At 74.0% G+C, this 15134-nt stretch carries 16 protein-coding genes; 3 read left to right on the top strand and 13 right to left on the bottom strand.

Features of this window, described 5'->3' with window-relative positions; all coding sequences use genetic code 11:
- Window positions 1-72 precede the first annotated feature (72 nt).
- The 5 genes from AC3ET4_RS03655 to infC form a co-directional block, all read right to left on the bottom strand.
- Window positions 73-1149 (bottom strand): sensor histidine kinase, encoded by a 1077-nt coding sequence (locus tag AC3ET4_RS03655; protein ID WP_431945771.1) that lies wholly within the window; start codon window positions 1147-1149, stop codon window positions 73-75.
- A gap of 92 nt (window positions 1150-1241) precedes the next feature.
- The gene (locus AC3ET4_RS03650; RefSeq protein ID WP_431946032.1) at window positions 1242-2075 is read right to left on the bottom strand and encodes a TrmH family RNA methyltransferase; all 834 of its coding nucleotides are present in this window, start codon (window positions 2073-2075) and stop codon (window positions 1242-1244) included.
- A 109-nt stretch (window positions 2076-2184) separates the two neighbouring features.
- The gene (gene rplT, locus AC3ET4_RS03645) at window positions 2185-2568 is read right to left on the bottom strand and encodes a 50S ribosomal protein L20 (RefSeq protein WP_018564305.1); all 384 of its coding nucleotides are present in this window, start codon (window positions 2566-2568) and stop codon (window positions 2185-2187) included.
- Between the two features lie 100 nt (window positions 2569-2668).
- Complete coding sequence (gene rpmI / locus AC3ET4_RS03640; RefSeq protein ID WP_018564306.1) at window positions 2669-2863, bottom strand: 50S ribosomal protein L35; 195 nt, start codon at window positions 2861-2863, stop codon at window positions 2669-2671.
- 119 nt (window positions 2864-2982) lie between these two features.
- Window positions 2983-3660 (bottom strand): translation initiation factor IF-3, encoded by a 678-nt coding sequence (gene infC, locus AC3ET4_RS03635; RefSeq protein ID WP_431946030.1) that lies wholly within the window; start codon window positions 3658-3660, stop codon window positions 2983-2985.
- Between the two features lie 330 nt (window positions 3661-3990).
- Between infC and AC3ET4_RS03630 the strand changes: the two genes are divergently transcribed.
- Entirely contained in the window at window positions 3991-4368 is a 378-nt protein-coding gene (locus tag AC3ET4_RS03630) for a DUF1844 domain-containing protein (protein ID WP_431945769.1), read from the top strand.
- A 91-nt stretch (window positions 4369-4459) separates the two neighbouring features.
- Here AC3ET4_RS03630 and AC3ET4_RS03625 read toward each other — a convergent pair whose 3' ends face one another.
- The 3 genes from AC3ET4_RS03625 to AC3ET4_RS03615 form a co-directional block, all read right to left on the bottom strand.
- Window positions 4460-5194 carry an SseB family protein gene (locus tag AC3ET4_RS03625; RefSeq protein WP_431945767.1) on the bottom strand — a complete coding sequence of 245 codons (735 nt, stop codon included), beginning with the start codon at window positions 5192-5194 and terminating at the stop codon, window positions 4460-4462.
- Between the two features lie 332 nt (window positions 5195-5526).
- Window positions 5527-6720 carry a type VII secretion-associated serine protease mycosin gene (gene mycP / locus AC3ET4_RS03620; RefSeq protein WP_431945765.1) on the bottom strand — a complete coding sequence of 398 codons (1194 nt, stop codon included), beginning with the start codon at window positions 6718-6720 and terminating at the stop codon, window positions 5527-5529.
- Complete coding sequence (locus AC3ET4_RS03615; RefSeq protein WP_431945763.1) at window positions 6717-7907, bottom strand: hypothetical protein; 1191 nt, start codon at window positions 7905-7907, stop codon at window positions 6717-6719. The genes mycP and AC3ET4_RS03615 overlap by 4 nt, the downstream gene beginning before the upstream one ends.
- 146 nt (window positions 7908-8053) lie before the next feature.
- On the opposite strand from AC3ET4_RS03615, the gene AC3ET4_RS03610 reads away from it, so the two are divergent.
- The gene (locus AC3ET4_RS03610) at window positions 8054-9256 is read left to right on the top strand and encodes an amino acid deaminase/aldolase (protein WP_431945761.1); all 1203 of its coding nucleotides are present in this window, start codon (window positions 8054-8056) and stop codon (window positions 9254-9256) included.
- 57 nt (window positions 9257-9313) lie between these two features.
- Here AC3ET4_RS03610 and AC3ET4_RS03605 read toward each other — a convergent pair whose 3' ends face one another.
- The 4 genes from AC3ET4_RS03605 to AC3ET4_RS03590 are packed head-to-tail and all read right to left on the bottom strand — an operon-like array spanning window position 9314 to window position 13900.
- Window positions 9314-10264 carry a DUF2510 domain-containing protein gene (locus AC3ET4_RS03605; protein ID WP_431946028.1) on the bottom strand — a complete coding sequence of 317 codons (951 nt, stop codon included), beginning with the start codon at window positions 10262-10264 and terminating at the stop codon, window positions 9314-9316.
- A 41-nt stretch (window positions 10265-10305) separates the two neighbouring features.
- A complete protein-coding gene (locus AC3ET4_RS03600) occupies window positions 10306-11106 on the bottom strand; it encodes a 3-oxoacyl-ACP reductase (RefSeq protein ID WP_431945759.1) in 801 nt (266 codons plus the stop codon).
- An 8-nt stretch (window positions 11107-11114) separates the two neighbouring features.
- On the bottom strand, window positions 11115-12503 hold the full coding sequence (locus AC3ET4_RS03595; protein WP_431945757.1) for an aldehyde dehydrogenase family protein: 1389 nt from the start codon (window positions 12501-12503) through the stop codon (window positions 11115-11117).
- Window positions 12504-12511: 8 nt separating this feature from the next.
- Window positions 12512-13900, bottom strand: a complete 1389-nt coding sequence (locus AC3ET4_RS03590; protein ID WP_431945755.1) for a glutamine synthetase family protein — start codon at window positions 13898-13900, stop codon at window positions 12512-12514.
- A gap of 105 nt (window positions 13901-14005) precedes the next feature.
- Between AC3ET4_RS03590 and AC3ET4_RS03585 the strand changes: the two genes are divergently transcribed.
- Window positions 14006-14689 carry a gamma-glutamyl-gamma-aminobutyrate hydrolase family protein gene (locus AC3ET4_RS03585; protein WP_431945753.1) on the top strand — a complete coding sequence of 228 codons (684 nt, stop codon included), beginning with the start codon at window positions 14006-14008 and terminating at the stop codon, window positions 14687-14689.
- Here the strand turns inward: AC3ET4_RS03585 and AC3ET4_RS03580 are convergent.
- Window positions 14673-15125, bottom strand: a complete 453-nt coding sequence (locus AC3ET4_RS03580; protein WP_431946026.1) for a GNAT family N-acetyltransferase — start codon at window positions 15123-15125, stop codon at window positions 14673-14675. The genes AC3ET4_RS03585 and AC3ET4_RS03580 overlap by 17 nt on opposite strands.
- Between the last annotated feature and the right edge of the window lie 9 nt (window positions 15126-15134).

Below are 15134 nucleotides of genomic sequence, written 5' to 3'. Positions count from 1 at the left end.
GGGTCGAGTCTATCGGGGCCACGGGGAAAGCCTGGTCACGCCCGTCGGGGCCGGTGGATCACCACGCGATGCTCAGGCCGTGAAGGCCGGCGCCCCGACGGGCAGGATAAATCGGAACTGGGCGCCCTTGCCGGGCGCGCGGCCCACCGTGATGGTGCCGCCGTGGGCCTCGACGATGCCCTTGACGATATAGAGCCCCAGGCCCGTGCCACCGCGCTTGCTGCCCCGCCAGAAGCGGGTGAATACGCGGTTCATGGACTCCTCCGGGATGCCGGGCCCCTCGTCACTCACGGTCACCGCTGTTCCGGACCATCCGCGCTCGCGCGGCGACGACGAGGGCGCCACATCAATGGTGACAGTTCCCTCGCCGTGGCGCACGGCGTTTTCCAGCAGGTTCCCCAGGATCTGGTCGACCTTGTCGGGGTCGGCCCACAGGGACGGCAGCGCCCCCGCGACCCGCACGGCGAAGCGGTCCGCGGGCTGTCCGGCGGCCACGAGCGCTTCCACGTGCCGGCGCACGGCCGCGGCGATGTCGACCGGCTGGCGGCGCACCTCCAGGCGGCCGGAGTCGATGCGGGAGATGTCGAGCAGCTCGGCGATCAGCCGGGTGACGCGGCCCGCGTCGGCGTGCACGGTCTCCAGCATGAGTTTCTTCTGGTCCTCGGTGAAGCGTTCCCACTTCGCCAGCAGGGTGGCGGTGAAGCCTTTGACGGAGATGAGCGGGGAGCGCAGCTCGTGCGCGACGGTGGCGATCAGCTCGGCGTGGCTGCGCTCGGTGCGCCGCCGTGCCTCGGTGCCGCGCAGCGCGACCACCAGCCGGCGCACCGGGCCGGTGGGGTGGTCGCGGACGTACCTCGCGCACACGAGCACCTCGCGGCCGCCGGGGAGCAGCAGATTGCGCTCGGGCTGCCCCGTCCTGGTGGCCAGGCCCTGGTACGGGTCGGTCAGCTGCCACCAGCGGCGTCCGTCCAGGTCCTCCAGGGGCAGGGCCTGCTCGATGGGGCGGCCGAGGACGTCCGCGGGGTCGAGCGCGGTGATCCGGGCGGCGGCGGCGTTGAAGCAGCGCACGAGGCCGTGCTCGTCGGCGACGACGAGGCCGTCGGGGAGCTCGTCAGGGGTGATGCCGCAGTCGGTCAGGACAGGCGGCATTCTCTCCGGCGCGTGCGACGGCCTGCCGCCGGTCATCTGGACGTCCATCCCCGTAACCCCCTCTCAGGGCGGTCCCCGAAGGCGTCACCTTACTAGCTCACCGTCACTGAGCGGCACCCTCCGGGAGCACGCTGCGCGCGGGCGGACGCATAGAGGCACACGGCGGCCGCCGTGGCGAGGTTCAGGCTCTCCGCGCGCCCGTGGATGGGAACGCGCACCACCTCGTCCGCGAGTGCGCGGGTCTCCTCCGGCAGGCCCCAGGCCTCGTTGCCGAAGATCCAGGCGGTGGGGCCGCCCATCGTGCCCTCGTCGAGTTCGGCGTCCAGGTCGCGCTCCCCCGCGCCGTCGGCGGCGAGCAGCCGCACGCCGGCCCCGCGCAGACCGTCGACCACGGTCCGCATGGGGACTCCGACGCTGACCGGGAGGTGGAAGAGGCTGCCCACGGAGGCGCGTACGGCCTTGGGGTTATACAGGTCCACGGAGGCGTCGGTGAGGACGACCGCCTCCGCACCGGCCGCGTCCGCGCAGCGCAGCACAGTGCCGGCGTTGCCGGGGTCGCGCACATGGGCGAGGACGGCGACGAGTTTCGGCCGGGCGCGCAGCACCTCCTCGAACGGGGTGTCCAGGAAGCGACAGAGGCCGATGACGCCCTGCGGGGTGACGGTGTCCGACATCTCGGCGACGACCTCGTCGGTCGCGGTGAGCACGGGTACCCGGGCGGCGCGCGCGGCGGCGAGGATCCCCTCGTGCCGGGCGGCGGCCTCGGGGGTGACGTAGACCTCGACCAGGTGGGCCATGGCCTCGCGCACGGCCTGCGGTCCCTCGGCGAGGAAGCGCCGCTCCTTGCCGCGGAAGCTGCGCTTGGCCAGGCGACGCGCGGCGACGACGCGGGGGGATCGCAGGGAGGTCAGCTCGGGGCCGGGCATGACGGTTGCACTCACTTCGGTCGGGGTCCGCCCGGAGGCGCGGCGCGGCGCTCCGGGAACACAGCACGGACCCGCAGGCACAGGGCCTGCGGGTCCGGGAGAGCCTGGGTCAGGCCGCCTTGGGGGCGTTGACGTCGCTCGGCAGGGCCTTCTGGGCCACCTCGACCAGCGCGGCGAACGCGTTGGCGTCGTTCACGGCCAGCTCGGCGAGGATCTTGCGGTCCACCTCGACGTTGGCGGCCTTCAGACCCTGGATGAAGCGGTTGTAGGTGATGCCGTTGGCGCGGGCAGCGGCGTTGATGCGCTGGATCCACAGCTGACGGAAGTCGCCCTTGCGCTTCTTGCGGTCGTTGTAGTTGTAGACGAGGGAGTGGGTGACCTGCTCCTTCGCCTTGCGGTACAGGCGGGAACGCTGGCCGCGGTAGCCGCTGGCCTGCTCGAGGATCGCCCGGCGCTTCTTCTGGGCGTTGACTGCCCGCTTGACGCGTGCCACTAGATAACTCCTTCTAAGGGACCGTGGTGGTGCTCACACGGCCCGAAAACGAATGGGTCCCGGTCCAGCATCGCGCCCCCTGGTCGAAGGGGGCGTGCCGTCACTTGCCGAGAAGCTTCTTGATCTTCTTGGCGTCGGGCTTGGCCAGGACGACAGTGCCGGTCAGGGCACGGGTCTTCGTCGACGGCTTGTGCTCAAGCAGGTGGCGCTTGCCGGCGCGCTCGCGGATCACCTTGCCGGAGCCGGTGATCTTGAATCGCTTGCTCGCACCGCTGTGGGTCTTGTTCTTCGGCATGCGCCGTAGTCTCCTCGTCGCTGGCCCTCCCGTCCGCCCTGGGGGCGGACGGAGAGCGTCAGTCCTTCATTGCATTGCCCGGAGCGGGCTCCGGGTCCTGGCGACGCCGTCGGACGGCGTCAGCTGGCGTCGGCGGGAGCGTCCTGCTCGGCCTGCTCCTGCTCCTGCCCGTCGTCGTCCTTCGGCAGGCGACCGGCCTTGCGGGCGGCCTGCGCCTCGCGGGCCTCGGCCATCGCCTCGGTCTTCTTCTTGTGCGGACCGAGGACCATGATCATGTTGCGGCCGTCCTGCTTCGGCGAGGACTCCACGAAGCCCAGGTCCTGGACGTCGTCGGCGAGCCGCTGCAGCAGTCGGAAGCCCAGCTCGGGGCGCGACTGCTCACGACCGCGGAACATGATCGTGATCTTGACCTTGTCGCCCTGCTTGAGGAACCGGACGACATGACCCTTCTTGGTGTCATAGTCGTGCGGGTCGATCTTCGGCCGGAGCTTCATCTCCTTGATGACCGTGTGCGCCTGGTTCTTGCGCGCCTCACGGGCCTTCATGGCCGACTCGTACTTGAACTTGCCGTAGTCCATGAGCTTGCAGACCGGCGGACGTGCGGTCGCCGCCACCTCGACCAGGTCGAGGTCGTACTCCTGCGCAAGCTCCAGTGCCTTGGCAAGCGGCACGATGCCGACCTGCTCGCCACTGGGACCGACGAGTCGCACCTCGGGGACGCGAATCCGGTCGTTGATGCGGGGCTCGGCGCTGATGGGGCCTCCTCGGTAGCACCACGCGACTGACTCGACTGCCAGGCGCGTAACGTTGAAAAACGTGGTCCGGCCCGTAAGGAGGCGTGAAAAACGCCCCGTACGGGTCACAGGCGGATGCTCCTCACAACCGGGAGCACCGCCGCGGCATTCCCGCGGGGCGCATCGGGCGCTGGGTCCTCGTCCGGGGACACGGCGCCTGACCGGTGACCCGCCGCCCTCGAGGCCGGCAAGGTGGGAGATCGGAGCCTCCACTTGTGGGCTGGAGCGCTCCGTTTCCATGACGTCCACGGGGTGTCCAGCCGGTCGATCGTCAAGCATACCAGTCTCCGGGCGCAGACCGTAATCGGGCGGCGTGGCCCTATCGTGTGAGACATGAGTGACGCCAGCCCCCAGCACGAGTCCCCTTCCGCGGACCGCCCCGACTTCGACGAGCTGACCCGCGACATCGCGGACGTCCCGGCCGTCGAGGTGATCACCACGGTCGCGGTGCACCTGATGAGTGCGGCGGCGGTGAACCTCGGCCTCGCGGAGGACGGCGACCAGCACAAGGACCTCGACGAGGCGCGCAAGCTGATCACCGCGCTGGCCGGCCTGGTCACCGCCGGCGCGACCGAGATCGGCTCCTACCACGCCGCCCCGCTGCGGGACGGCCTGAAGTCGCTGCAGCTCGCCTTCCGCGAGGAGTCCGTCATCCCCGACGCTCCCGGCGAGGGCCCCGGCGAGAAGTTCACCGGCCCCGTCCACGGCTAGGACCTGCCTCGGGGACAGGGGCCGGGCGTGGCCCGGGTCCGGTTCCCTCGCGACGGCGTCGCCCCGGTGGGGCGGCGCCGTCGGCGCGTCCTCAGCGTGTGAAGAGGGGTTCGCCGGGCAGCGATGTGTCGGCCGGCAGCAGTGCCAGCTCGATGCCGCGCACCAGCGCGCCGCGCAGCACCTCGTCCGCCGCCAGCGCCGCGGAGACGCGCTCCGCGACCTGGCGCACGTCGGCTCCCCGGTCCAGGACCAGCCCGAGCGTGCCGTCGGCGGAGGACGAGGGGATGAGGTGCGCGCGCGCCACGTCCGGCGCCGTCCCCACCGCGGCCCGCAGGGCCTCGTGGACGGCGGGGTCGGCCAGCGGGTCCGTGCCCGCCCGGCCCGAGGCGACGGCGCGCAGAGCCGCGCCGGTCAGCGCGTACGGCACCGGTCCCGCCATGTCGATCAGCAGGGTGTCCGCCTTCTCGTGGGCGAGCGCCTGCAGCGCCTGCCCCAGCGGTACGGCCACCGGCCGCGCGTCGGGCCGCCAGCGCGCGAGGGCCTGCGTGGAGGTGAACGCCGGGAGCGCCCTGCGCCCGTCGGGCGCCTGGATGGTGGGCACCGCCATGTCGCTGGTCTTCTCACGGCGCAGCCCGTCCGGGCCCTCCTCGACCTCGCCGAGCAGCGCCACCACCGGCACGAGGAGACGGGCGCCCGCGAGCGCCGCCAGCACCTCGGGTTCGGCCGACGGATCGGCGTCGTAGGCGGCGAGGGCCGCCGCGAGCCGGGGATCGGCGGTGCCGTCGTCGTCGGAGAAGCCGGGGTCGGGGATGTTCTTCAGAGCCACCACCCGAGGGTAGCGGGGGCGCCGGAAGCCGTCCGCCCACGCCCCCGCCGCGGCGGCACAGGATGCCCCGGTCCGGCGGACAAGCCGGTGGCAGCCGCCCCACGGCGGTACAGCGCAGGCAGGGGCAGCCGGCACGACCGCAGCCGTACCACGGCCGCTCGGGCGCCGGTGCCGCGTCCAGCCCTGCCCGCGGCCGTCGGGGACGGCGGCGTCCGGGCCCGCGCGCATGGGGCGGCCGACGCCGCCGCGGCGGGAACAGCGACGGCACAGGATGCACCGGTCCGACGGACGTGCGACGGCAGCCGCCCCACGACTGCGTACCGGTGCCGCGTTCAGCCGTAGCGGCGGCCGTCGGGGACGGCAGTGCGCCGGGGCCGCATCCGCAGCAGCGTCGCCGCCACGAGCAGTACGGCCCCTGCCGCCGCGCAGACCAGGGCGATCCCATCGCCCGCCGTCTTGCCGTCGTCGGCCGCGGCCGGCCGCGCGGCGTCGGGTCCGGCCCCGAAGTACTCGCGCGGGTGAGGGGCGGCGCTCGGCACGGGGGCCTCGGGCTCCAGTTTCGCCGCCGCCTTCAGCGCGGCCGCCGGGTCCACCATCCCGTGGCCGACGGCATCGTCACGGCCGCCCGCCGGGGTGTTCCGGGCGGTGTCCGCCAGCAGTCGCCTCACCTGTGCGGGGCTCAGCCGCGGGTAGGCGGAGCGGACCAGCGCGGCCACGCCCGATACGTACGCGGAGGCGGTGCTGGTGCCCCATCCCTCGTAATAGCGCCTGTTGGGGTCGGCGACGACGACGTCGACGCCGGGCGCGGCGACGGTGGCGTACCAGCGGCGGGTGGAGAAGGCGGCGCGGAAGCCGTAGCGGTCCACGGCGGTCACCGCGATGACACCCGGGTACGCCGCGGGGTAGGAGACCCGGTTGCCCTCCTCGCCGCCGTTGCCGGCGGAGGCGACGACGACCACGCCCTTGCGCAGGGCGTACTGGACCGCTTCGTCCTCCTGCGCCTCGGGGTGGGCGGTGCGGCTGTCGTCGCCCAGGGAGAGGTTGATGACGTCGGCGCCGTGGTCGGCGGCCCAGCGGATGCCCTCGGCGAGCGCGCTGCCTCGCTGGGTGCGGGCCTTCTTGCGCTGCGGGTCCTTCTCCTCCAGGATCACCCGCACCGGCAGGATCCTGGCCTCGGGTGCGATGCCCAGCACCCCTTCGGAGCGGCCGGGGCCGTGGCCGCGCCCGGCGATGATCCCTGCCATGCCGGTGCCGTGCTTGGCCCAGGTGGGGTCGCCGCGGCGCGCCCCGAAGCCGACCATGTCCTTGCCCTCGAGGACCTGCCCGGCCAGGTCCGGGTGAGTGCCGTCCACGCCCGTGTCGAGGACGGCGACGGTGACGCCCGCGCCCCTGGTCCGCTTCCAGGCGTCCCGCGCGTGCAGAGCGTCCAGCGCCCAGTCCGCGTCGCGTACGGCGTCGGCGTGGGCCGGGACGGCGGGCAGCAGGGCGAGGGCCGCTGCGGCCGCCGCGGCGGCCAGTCGCCTCATCGGGAACCCCCCGGGGGAGTGGCCGTCAGCGAGCGCGCGGCACGGCGGGCCCGGCGGTCGACGGCGTCGGCCAGCGCGTCGGCCTCGTGGCCCAGTCCGGCCTGGGCGGGCGCTGCGGTGGCGCCCTCGGCGACGGCCGCGGCGGCGGGCTGCGGAAGGGCGATCTCGCGGCCGTCGGCGAAACCGCTCACCGCGTACACGACGACAGGCAGATCGGCGGCGACCGCGACCGTCCAGCTGGCGCGCTGGCGGTCGCCGAAGCCCTCCGAGACGGTGCCGGGGAAGGCGACCGGACGCGGCATCAGGTCCCTTCGCGCGCCGAGCCGTTCGGAGCTCCAGCGGTCGTGCAGCCCACGCATCGTGGGCGCGTCGGCCTTGGTGACGAGCAGTCCGACCGTGGTCACGGCGCTCGAGGTGGCGTCGGTATAGGTGGCGCGCAGCAGCTTCACGCAGCCCGCGGGGCGCAGCACCTTCGCCAGCAGCGGGTCGAAGGCCTCCTGGCAGTCACCGGCCGGCGCCACGCCGATCCGCGTCCAGGTGCGGTCGGCGCCGCCCGGGCCGAGGCCCTTGCCGTGCAGGGTGGGCGGGAAGAGCGTGTCGACGGGCGTGCTGTGCCACAGGCCGCGGGCGAGGGCGAAGTCACGTCGGCTCGCCTCCGCCGCCGTGGGTTCGGGCGCGACCGGCTCGCGATCGATCCACATCCCGGCGCCCGCGCCCCCGAGCAGGCCCAGGCCCAGCACCAGGCACAGGGCGGCGGCTGCCGTCCGGGTCCGCGACCGCTCGGCGTGCCCGGGGCCCTGCGGCGGGCCGGGGGGGTACGGCGGCGGCGCGGCGGGCGGTAGGGGCGAGGACCAGGCCGCGGCCGGAGGGGGCGCGGGCGCGGGGGGCACGCCGCGCCCGCCCGTGGCCGGCGGGGGCGCTACGGACCCGGCCGGCTGGGCGGAGCCGGAGGGGCCCCGCTCGCCCGACGGGCGCTGGTACGGGGGCGGGGGCGCCGTGCCGTACACCTCCCGGGGCAGCCCGCGCTCCGGCTCGCCGGTGGCGGCGGTGGCGGCCCAGTGCGCCGGGGCGGAGACGTGGGCCGAGGTGGAGGTGTGCGGTGCGGAGTCCTGAGGCGGCGGTATAGGGGACGGAGGGGACCAGCTCGGCCGGGGGGTGGCTCCCCCGCTCTCGAAACCGGCGCTCACCCGGTGCCCCCTCACGGCCGCACGGCGGACGGCCTGTTCACACGATGACTGCGGCGTCACTCTACTGGGCCCGGCCACCTCACGACGCGTCAGTGCGGGAGACATGCCCCTACCGCGCGGTAGGGGCGTTCTGGCAAGCTGCGCGCATGTCTGATCGTGGAGCAGCTCGCGCCCGGTACGACCGGGCCACCGCCCACCTCGACGCGCCGCTGGCGATCGTGGACCTGGAGGCGTTCGACGCCAACGCGGACGACCTGGTCCGCAGGGCGGGCGGCAAGCCGATCCGGGTGGCGTCCAAGTCGGTGCGCTGCCGCGCGCTGTTGGAGCGGGTGCTGGAGCGGGACGGCTTCGCGGGGGTCATGTCGTTCACCCTCGCCGAATCGCTGTGGCTGGCGCGCTCGGGCTTCCGCGACGTCCTGCTGGCGTACCCGTCGGCGGACCGCTCCGGCTACGCGGAGCTGGCCGCGGACCCGAAGCTGGCGGGCGCGGTGACCGTCATGGTCGACGACGCGGCGCAGCTCGACCTCATCGACTCCTCGCGGTCGGGCGGCTCGGAGATCGTCCGGGTCTGCCTGGAGATGGACACCTCGCTGCGGATGCTGCGCGGCCGCGTGCGCGTCGGGGCGCTGCGCTCCCCGCTCCACCAGCCGGAGCAGATGGCGGAGCTGGCCCGCGGGGTGTCCCGGCGGCCGGGCTTCAGGCTGGTGGGGATCATGGCGTACGAGGGCCATGTGGCCGGTGTCGGCGACGCGGTCACCGGCCGGCCGCTGCGCTCGCGGGCCGTGCGGCTGATGCAGGCGGCGGCGCGCCGGGAGTTGGCGGCGCGGCGCGCGGAGGTCGTGCGGGCGGTGCGGGAGGTGGCGCCCGGGCTGGAGTTCGTCAACGGCGGCGGCACGGGCAGTGTGCAGAGCACGGCCGCCGAGGACGCGGTGACGGAGGTCGCCGCCGGGTCGGGGCTGTACGTGCCGCGGCTGTTCGACGACTACACCTCCTTCCGGGGCCGCCCGGCGGCGCTGTTCGCGCAGCCCGTGGTGCGGCGTCCGGGCGTGGGCGTGGTCACCGTCCTCGGCGGCGGCTACCCGGCCTCGGGGGCGGCGGGCCGTGACCGGCTGCCCGTCCCCTATCTTCCGGAAGGGCTGCGCTACGACCCGCAGGAGGGGCCGGGCGAGGTGCAGACGCCGCTGCTCGGGACGGCCGCCGACGACCTGCTGATCGGCGACAAGGTGTGGTTCCGGCACGCCAAGGCGGGCGAGTTGTGCGAGCGCTTCGACGCGCTGCGGCTCGTCGAGGGCGACCGGGTGGTGCGGACGGTGCCGACGTACCGCGGCGAGGGCCGGACGTTCCTCTGACATGCGCACGCCCCGGCCGGGAGGACCGGACCGGGGCGCCCGCGCGCGGGGGCGGGGTCAGGCGTCGGTGCCGCCGCCGGAACCCGCGGCCTTGATGCCCTTGGTGATCTCGTCCATCACGGCGAGGCCCGGCGCCTTGGGGTTGCTGTCGAAGCCGTAGCGGACCAGCACGAGCCGGTCGGGCTCCCAGGGCGAGGGGAAGACCAGCGACTGCACATGGCCGTCGTCGCCGTTCTTCGTCACGACCTTCCAGCGGACGTAGTAGCCCTTCTGCCCGGCGACGGTGACCGCGCCGGAGCCGGTGACCTCGTGCGAGGTGATGCCGCCGTAGATGTCGTCCCCGTAGGACTCCGCGGCGTTCCGCGCGATGTCCTCGGTCGCGGCCGCCTTGGGGGTGGTCGCCTCGATGCCCGCGCCGACGGCCGGCTCCGTGGTGACGCCGCCGCGCACGCAGGTGCGGGAGGTGTCGCCGGGGCACGGGTAGGGGCCCACGGTCAGGGCGGCGCGGCCGTAGCGGTCCGTCTGCCCCTTCCAGCCGTCCGGCACGGGGACGCTGATGCCGTCGAGGAGGTCCACGGCATAGCCCGGCTCGCTGTCCGGCGCGAGGGAGGGACCGCCCGGCATGTCCGGCATACCGGGCATGCCGCCGGGACCGTCCTCCGGACCGCCGCCCGAGTCGGGGCGGGGCGCGGACGCCGAGGGCCCGGGGGCGGCCGCCGGCGCGTCGCCGCCGCGGTTGAGGGCGACCACGCCGCCGATCACCGCGCCCCCCACCACGAGCGCGGCGACGACGGCTGCGGCGATCACCGCCCCGCGCCGACGGCCGCCCCCGCCGGACAAGACGTCGGCGGGGTACGGGGAAGCGCCCGGGGTGCCGGGCGCTTCCGCGGCGGGGGGCTGGGAGGAGCGGGTGTACTCGGTCCATTCGGTCCCGTCCCACCAGCGCTCGAGAGCGGGCCCGCTGCCTGTCTGCCCGGGTTCTGGGTACCAGCCGGGCGGGGTCGTCATGGTCACGGCGTCACCCTAAGGCCCGAACCTTAAGAATCCCGTCAGTCGGCCGGTCCGAGCGGGGTCACGTACGCCCCCGCGATACCCCCGTCCACCAGGAACTCCGCTCCCGTGATGAAGGACGCGTCGTCACTGGCGAGGAAGGCCACGGCCGCGGCGATCTCCTCGGCCTCCGCGAAGCGGCCCACCGGGATGTGCACCAGGCGGCGCGCGGCGCGCTCCGGGTCCTTGGCGAACAGCTCCCGCAGCAGCGGGGTGTTGACCGGCCCGGGGCACAGCGCGTTGACCCGGATGCCCTCCCTGGCGAACTGCACGCCCAGCTCGCGCGACATCGCCAGCACGCCGCCCTTGGACGCGGTGTACGAGATCTGCGAGGTCGCCGCGCCCATGACGGCCACGAAGCTCGCGGTGTTGATGATCGAGCCCTTGCCCTGGCGGCGCATGTAGGGCAAGGCCGCCTTGCAGCACAGGTAGACCGACGTGAGGTTGACCTCCTGGACACGGCGCCAGGCGTCGATGCCGGTGGTGAGGATCGAGTCGTCGTCCGGGGGAGAGATGCCCGCGTTGTTGAAGGCGACGTCCACCGAGCCGTAGGTGTCGTACGCCGCCTGGAACAGCGCCTCCACCTGATCGGCGTCGGTCACGTCGGCCTCGACGAACAGCCCGCCGGTCTCCTCGGCCGCCGCCTTGCCCGCGGCCTGGTCGATGTCGGCGCACACGACGTGCGCGCCCTCGGAGGCGAGCCGGCGCGCCGAGGCGAGCCCGATGCCGCTGCCCGCGCCGGTGACCACCGCCGTGCGGCCCACCAGGCGGCGGCACACCACTGATTCTGCTTGCGTCATTGCCGGGATCACTCCTCCGTGCTGATGAAGACGTTCTTGGTCTCGGTGAAGGCGGCCAGCGCGTCCGGGCCGAGTTCGCGGCCGATCCCGGACTGCTTGAACCCGCCGAAGGGTGTCCAGTAGCGCACCGAACTGTGGGAGTTGAGCGACAGGTTGCCGGCGGCGGTGCCCCGGGCCAGCCGCAGGGCGCGGCCGACGTCCCGGGTCCAGATCGAGCCGGACAGGCCGTACGCGGTGGCGTTGGCCAGGCGCAGCGCGTCGGCCTCGTCCTCGAAGGGGAGCACGACGGCGACCGGGCCGAACACCTCTTCGACCGCGACGCGTTCGGCCGGGTCCGCCGGGGTCAGCACGGTCGGCGGATACCAGAAGCCCTTGCCCTCCGGGGCCGTGCCGCGGATCGCGACCGGCGCGTCGGGGCCCACGTAGGAGCGGACGCGGTCGCGCTGCGCCGCGGAGATCAGCGGGCCCATGTCGGTCGCGGGGTCGGCGGGGTCGCCGACCCCGACGGCCAGGACGGCGGGCTCCAGCAGTTCCATGAAGCGGTCGTACGCCTGGCGCTGCACCAGGACGCGGGTACGGGCGCAGCAGTCCTGCCCCGCGTTGTCGAGGAAGGCCATCGGGGCGGTGGCCGCGGCGCGTTCGAGATCGGCGTCGGCGAAAACGATGTTGGGCGACTTGCCGCCGAGTTCGAGGGTGACCCGCTTGAGGGTGCGGGCGCAGGCGGCCATGATCTGCTTGCCGACCCGGGTCGAGCCGGTGAAGACGATCTTGGCGACGCCCGGGTGCTCGACCAGGGCCGCCCCCGCGACGGGGCCCTCGCCCGGCAGCACCTGGAAGAGGTGCTCGGGCAGACCCGCCTCCAGCGCCAGGTCCGCCAGGCGCAGCGCGGTCAGCGGAGTGGCCTCGGCGGGCTTGAGGACCACCGCGTTGCCCGCCGCGAGCGCCGGGGCGGCTCCCCACGCGGCGATGGGCATGGGGAAGTTCCAGGGCGCGACGACGCCGACGACGCCGAGCGGTTCGAGGAAGGTGACGTCGATGCCGCCGGGCACCGGGATCTGCCGGCCGCTGAGCCGTTCGACGCCGCCCGCCGCGTAGTCGAGCAGGTCGCGGACGTTGCCGGCCTCCCAGCGGGCGTTGGCCGCGGTGTGCCCGGCCTCGCGCACCTCCAGGGCGGCCAGTTCCTCGGCGTGGGCGTCCACGGTGGACGCGAAGCGGCGCAGCAGCCGCGCCCGGTCGGCCGGGGCCAGGGCCGCCCAGGCGCTCTGGGCGCGGGCCGCGCGGGCGACGGCGGCGTCGACGTCCTCCCGGCGCGCCGCGGGGACGGTGGCGATGACCTCCTCGGTGGCCGGGTCGAGCACGTCCAGTGCTTCGCGTGGTTCGTGTGGTGTGTCGGGCACGCGCTGCCTCACATGCGTTCGAAGGAGCGGAAGCGCTCCCAGTCGGTCACGGCGGTGTCGTAGGCGTCCTGTTCGACGCGGGCCATGTTCAGGTAGTGCTCGACGACCTCGTCGCCGAAGGCGTCGCGGGCGAGGGGGCTCGCCTCCCACAGTTCCGCGGCCTCGCGCAGCGTGGCCGGAACGCGCGGCACGCCGGCGCTGACGTAGGCGTTGCCGGTGACGGGCTCGGGGAGGGTGAGCTTCTGCTCGACGCCGTGCAGCCCGGCGGCGATCATCCCGGCTACGGCGAGGTAGGGGTTGACGTCGCCTCCCGGCACCCGGTTCTCCAGGCGCAGCGCCGACGGCGAGTGCCCGACCACCCGCAGCGCGCAGGTGCGGTTGTCCGGACCCCAGGCGACGGCGGTGGGGGCGAAGGAGCCGGGCCGGAACCGCTTGTACGAGTTGATGTTGGGTGCGTACAGCAGGGCGAAGTCGCGCAGCGCGGCGAGCTGCCCGGCCAGGAAGTGCCGCATCGTCTCCGACATGCCGCCGGGCTCGTCGCCCGCCTCTTCGCCCGCGAAGACCGGTCGCCCGTCCTCGTCGCGCAGCGAGAGGTGGATGTGGCAGGAGTTGCCCTCGCGCTCGTCGTACTTCGCCATGAACGTCAGCGCGTAGCCCTCCTGCGCGGCGATCGACTTGGCGCCGGTCTTGTAGACGCTGTGCTGGTCGCAGGTGACCAGGGCCTCGTCGAAGCGGAAGGCGATCTCGTGCTGCCCGAGGTTGCACTCGCCCTTGGCGGACTCCACACGCATCCCGGCGGCGCCCATCTCGTTGCGGATGCGGCGCAGCAACGGCTCGACGCGGCCGGTGCCCAGCAGGGAGTAGTCGACGTTGTACTGATTGGCGGGGGTCAGGCCGCGGTAGCCGTTCGACCAGGCCTGCTCGTAGGTGTCCCGGAAGACGATGAACTCCAGCTCGGTGCCCGCGTAGGCGGTCCAGCCGCGCTCGGCGAGCCGCTCGGTCTGGCGGCGCAGGATCTGCCGGGGCGAGGGGGCGACCGGTGCGCGGTCGTGGCCGGGCAGCCGCAGGTCCGCGATGACCAGCGCGGTGGCGGGGTCCCAGGGGGTGATCCGCAGGGTGCCGAGGTCGGGGTGCATCGCGAAGTCGCCGTAGCCCCGGTCCCAGGAGGACAGGGCGTAGCCGTCCACGGTGTTCATGTCCGCGTCGACGGCGAGCAGGTAGTTGCAGCCCTCGGTGCCGTGCTCGAGTACGTCGTCCAGGAAGTGCCGGGCGGCGAAGCGCTTGCCCTGGAGGCGCCCCTGCATGTCGGTGAAGGCGACGACGACCGTGTCGATCTCTCCGGAGTCGACATGTCGTCGAAGGTCGTCGGTGCTGAGCGGGGCTGTTCGGTGGACCACGAAGGATCACCTCTCCTACCGGCCGACAGGTGATCCAAAAGTACGGGCCGGGGGCCCGGTTGGGTACGGTGCGAGGAGAAATCCGCGCGTCGCAGGGAGGCTCGTGTGACCCGTCCGCTGATCGGTGTCAGCACCTACTGGGTCGAGTCGGCCCGCTGGGGCGGCTGGGAGCTGCCCGCCGCCCTGCTGCCGGCCGGATACCCCCTGCTCGTCCGGCGGTCCGGCGGCCTCGCCACGCTGCTCCCGCCCGACGACCCGGCCTACGCCGCGGAGGCCGTGGCCCGGCTGGACGGGCTGGTGGTCTCCGGCGGCCCGGACGTCGAGCCCGCGCGCTACGGCGCCGAGCCCGACCCGCGCACCGACCCGCCCGCTCGGGAGCGCGACGCCTGGGAGCTCGCCCTCGTCGAGGCCGCCCTCGCCGCCGGGGTGCCCCTGCTGGGCATCTGCAGGGGGATGCAGCTGCTCAACGTCGCCCTCGGCGGCACCCTCGCCCAGCACATCGAGGGCCACCGCGGCCCGGCCGCGGGCGTGTTCGGCAGCCACACCGTCAAGCCGGTCCCCGGTACGCGCTACGCCGAGGCGGTGCCGGAGGCCGTGACGGTGCCCACGTACCACCACCAGGCGGTGGACGTCCTCGGCCGCGGTCTGCTGGCGAGCGCCCACGCGGAGGACGGCACGCCCGAGGCCGTGGAACTTCCGGGCGACCGCTTCGCGCTGGGGGTGCAGTGGCACCCGGAGATGGACGAGGACGAGCGGGTGATGCGGGCTTTGATCAGAGCTGCATCTTGAAGCCCACGTGCGAGGCGGTGAAGCCGAGGCGCTCGTAGAAGCGGTGCGCGTCGGCCCGGGCCCGGTCCGAGGTGAGCTGCACCAGCGTGCACCCCAGACGGCGGGACTCCTCGACCGCCCACTCGATCATCCGCGTCCCCAGGCCGCCGCCGCGGGCGTCCCTGTGCACCCGTACCGCCTCGATGACCGACCGTGTGGCGCCGCGCCGCGACAGCCCCGGTATCACGGACAACTGCAGCACCCCGACGAGCGCGCCGTCCCGCTCCGCGACGACCACGTGCTGCCCGGGGTCGGCGGCGACGCGCTCGTACGCCGCATAGTAGGGCTCCAGGTCGTCCGGGGTCTCCCGGCCCCGCCCGAGGCCGTCGTCGGCGAACATCGCCACGACGGCGGGAATGTCGTCACGGGTCACGGGGCGGAATCGAAGGTCGCTCATGCCCGCAGC

The sequence above is a fragment of the Actinacidiphila sp. bgisy167 genome, from assembly GCF_057707665.1.
This window is presented reverse-complemented; position numbering and strand designations above follow the sequence as displayed.

Bases quoted from the DNA above. Each gene is read 5' to 3' on its own strand.
- AC3ET4_RS03580 (WP_431946026.1), bottom strand. From the start codon at position 15,125: ATGAGCGACCTTCGATTCCGCCCCGTGACCCGTGACGACATTCCCGCC.
- rpmI (WP_018564306.1), bottom strand. From the start codon at position 2,863: ATGCCGAAGAACAAGACCCACAGCGGTGCGAGCAAGCGATTCAAGATC.
- AC3ET4_RS03600 (WP_431945759.1), bottom strand. From the start codon at position 11,106: ATGACGCAAGCAGAATCAGTGGTGTGCCGCCGCCTGGTGGGCCGCACG.
- AC3ET4_RS03655 (WP_431945771.1), bottom strand. From the start codon at position 1,149: ATGCCGCCTGTCCTGACCGACTGCGGCATCACCCCTGACGAGCTCCCC.
- AC3ET4_RS03650 (WP_431946032.1), bottom strand. From the start codon at position 2,075: ATGCCCGGCCCCGAGCTGACCTCCCTGCGATCCCCCCGCGTCGTCGCC.
- AC3ET4_RS03610 (WP_431945761.1), top strand. From the start codon at position 8,054: ATGTCTGATCGTGGAGCAGCTCGCGCCCGGTACGACCGGGCCACCGCC.
- AC3ET4_RS03630 (WP_431945769.1), top strand. From the start codon at position 3,991: ATGAGTGACGCCAGCCCCCAGCACGAGTCCCCTTCCGCGGACCGCCCC.
- mycP (WP_431945765.1), bottom strand. From the start codon at position 6,720: ATGAGGCGACTGGCCGCCGCGGCGGCCGCAGCGGCCCTCGCCCTGCTG.
- AC3ET4_RS03605 (WP_431946028.1), bottom strand. From the start codon at position 10,264: ATGACGACCCCGCCCGGCTGGTACCCAGAACCCGGGCAGACAGGCAGC.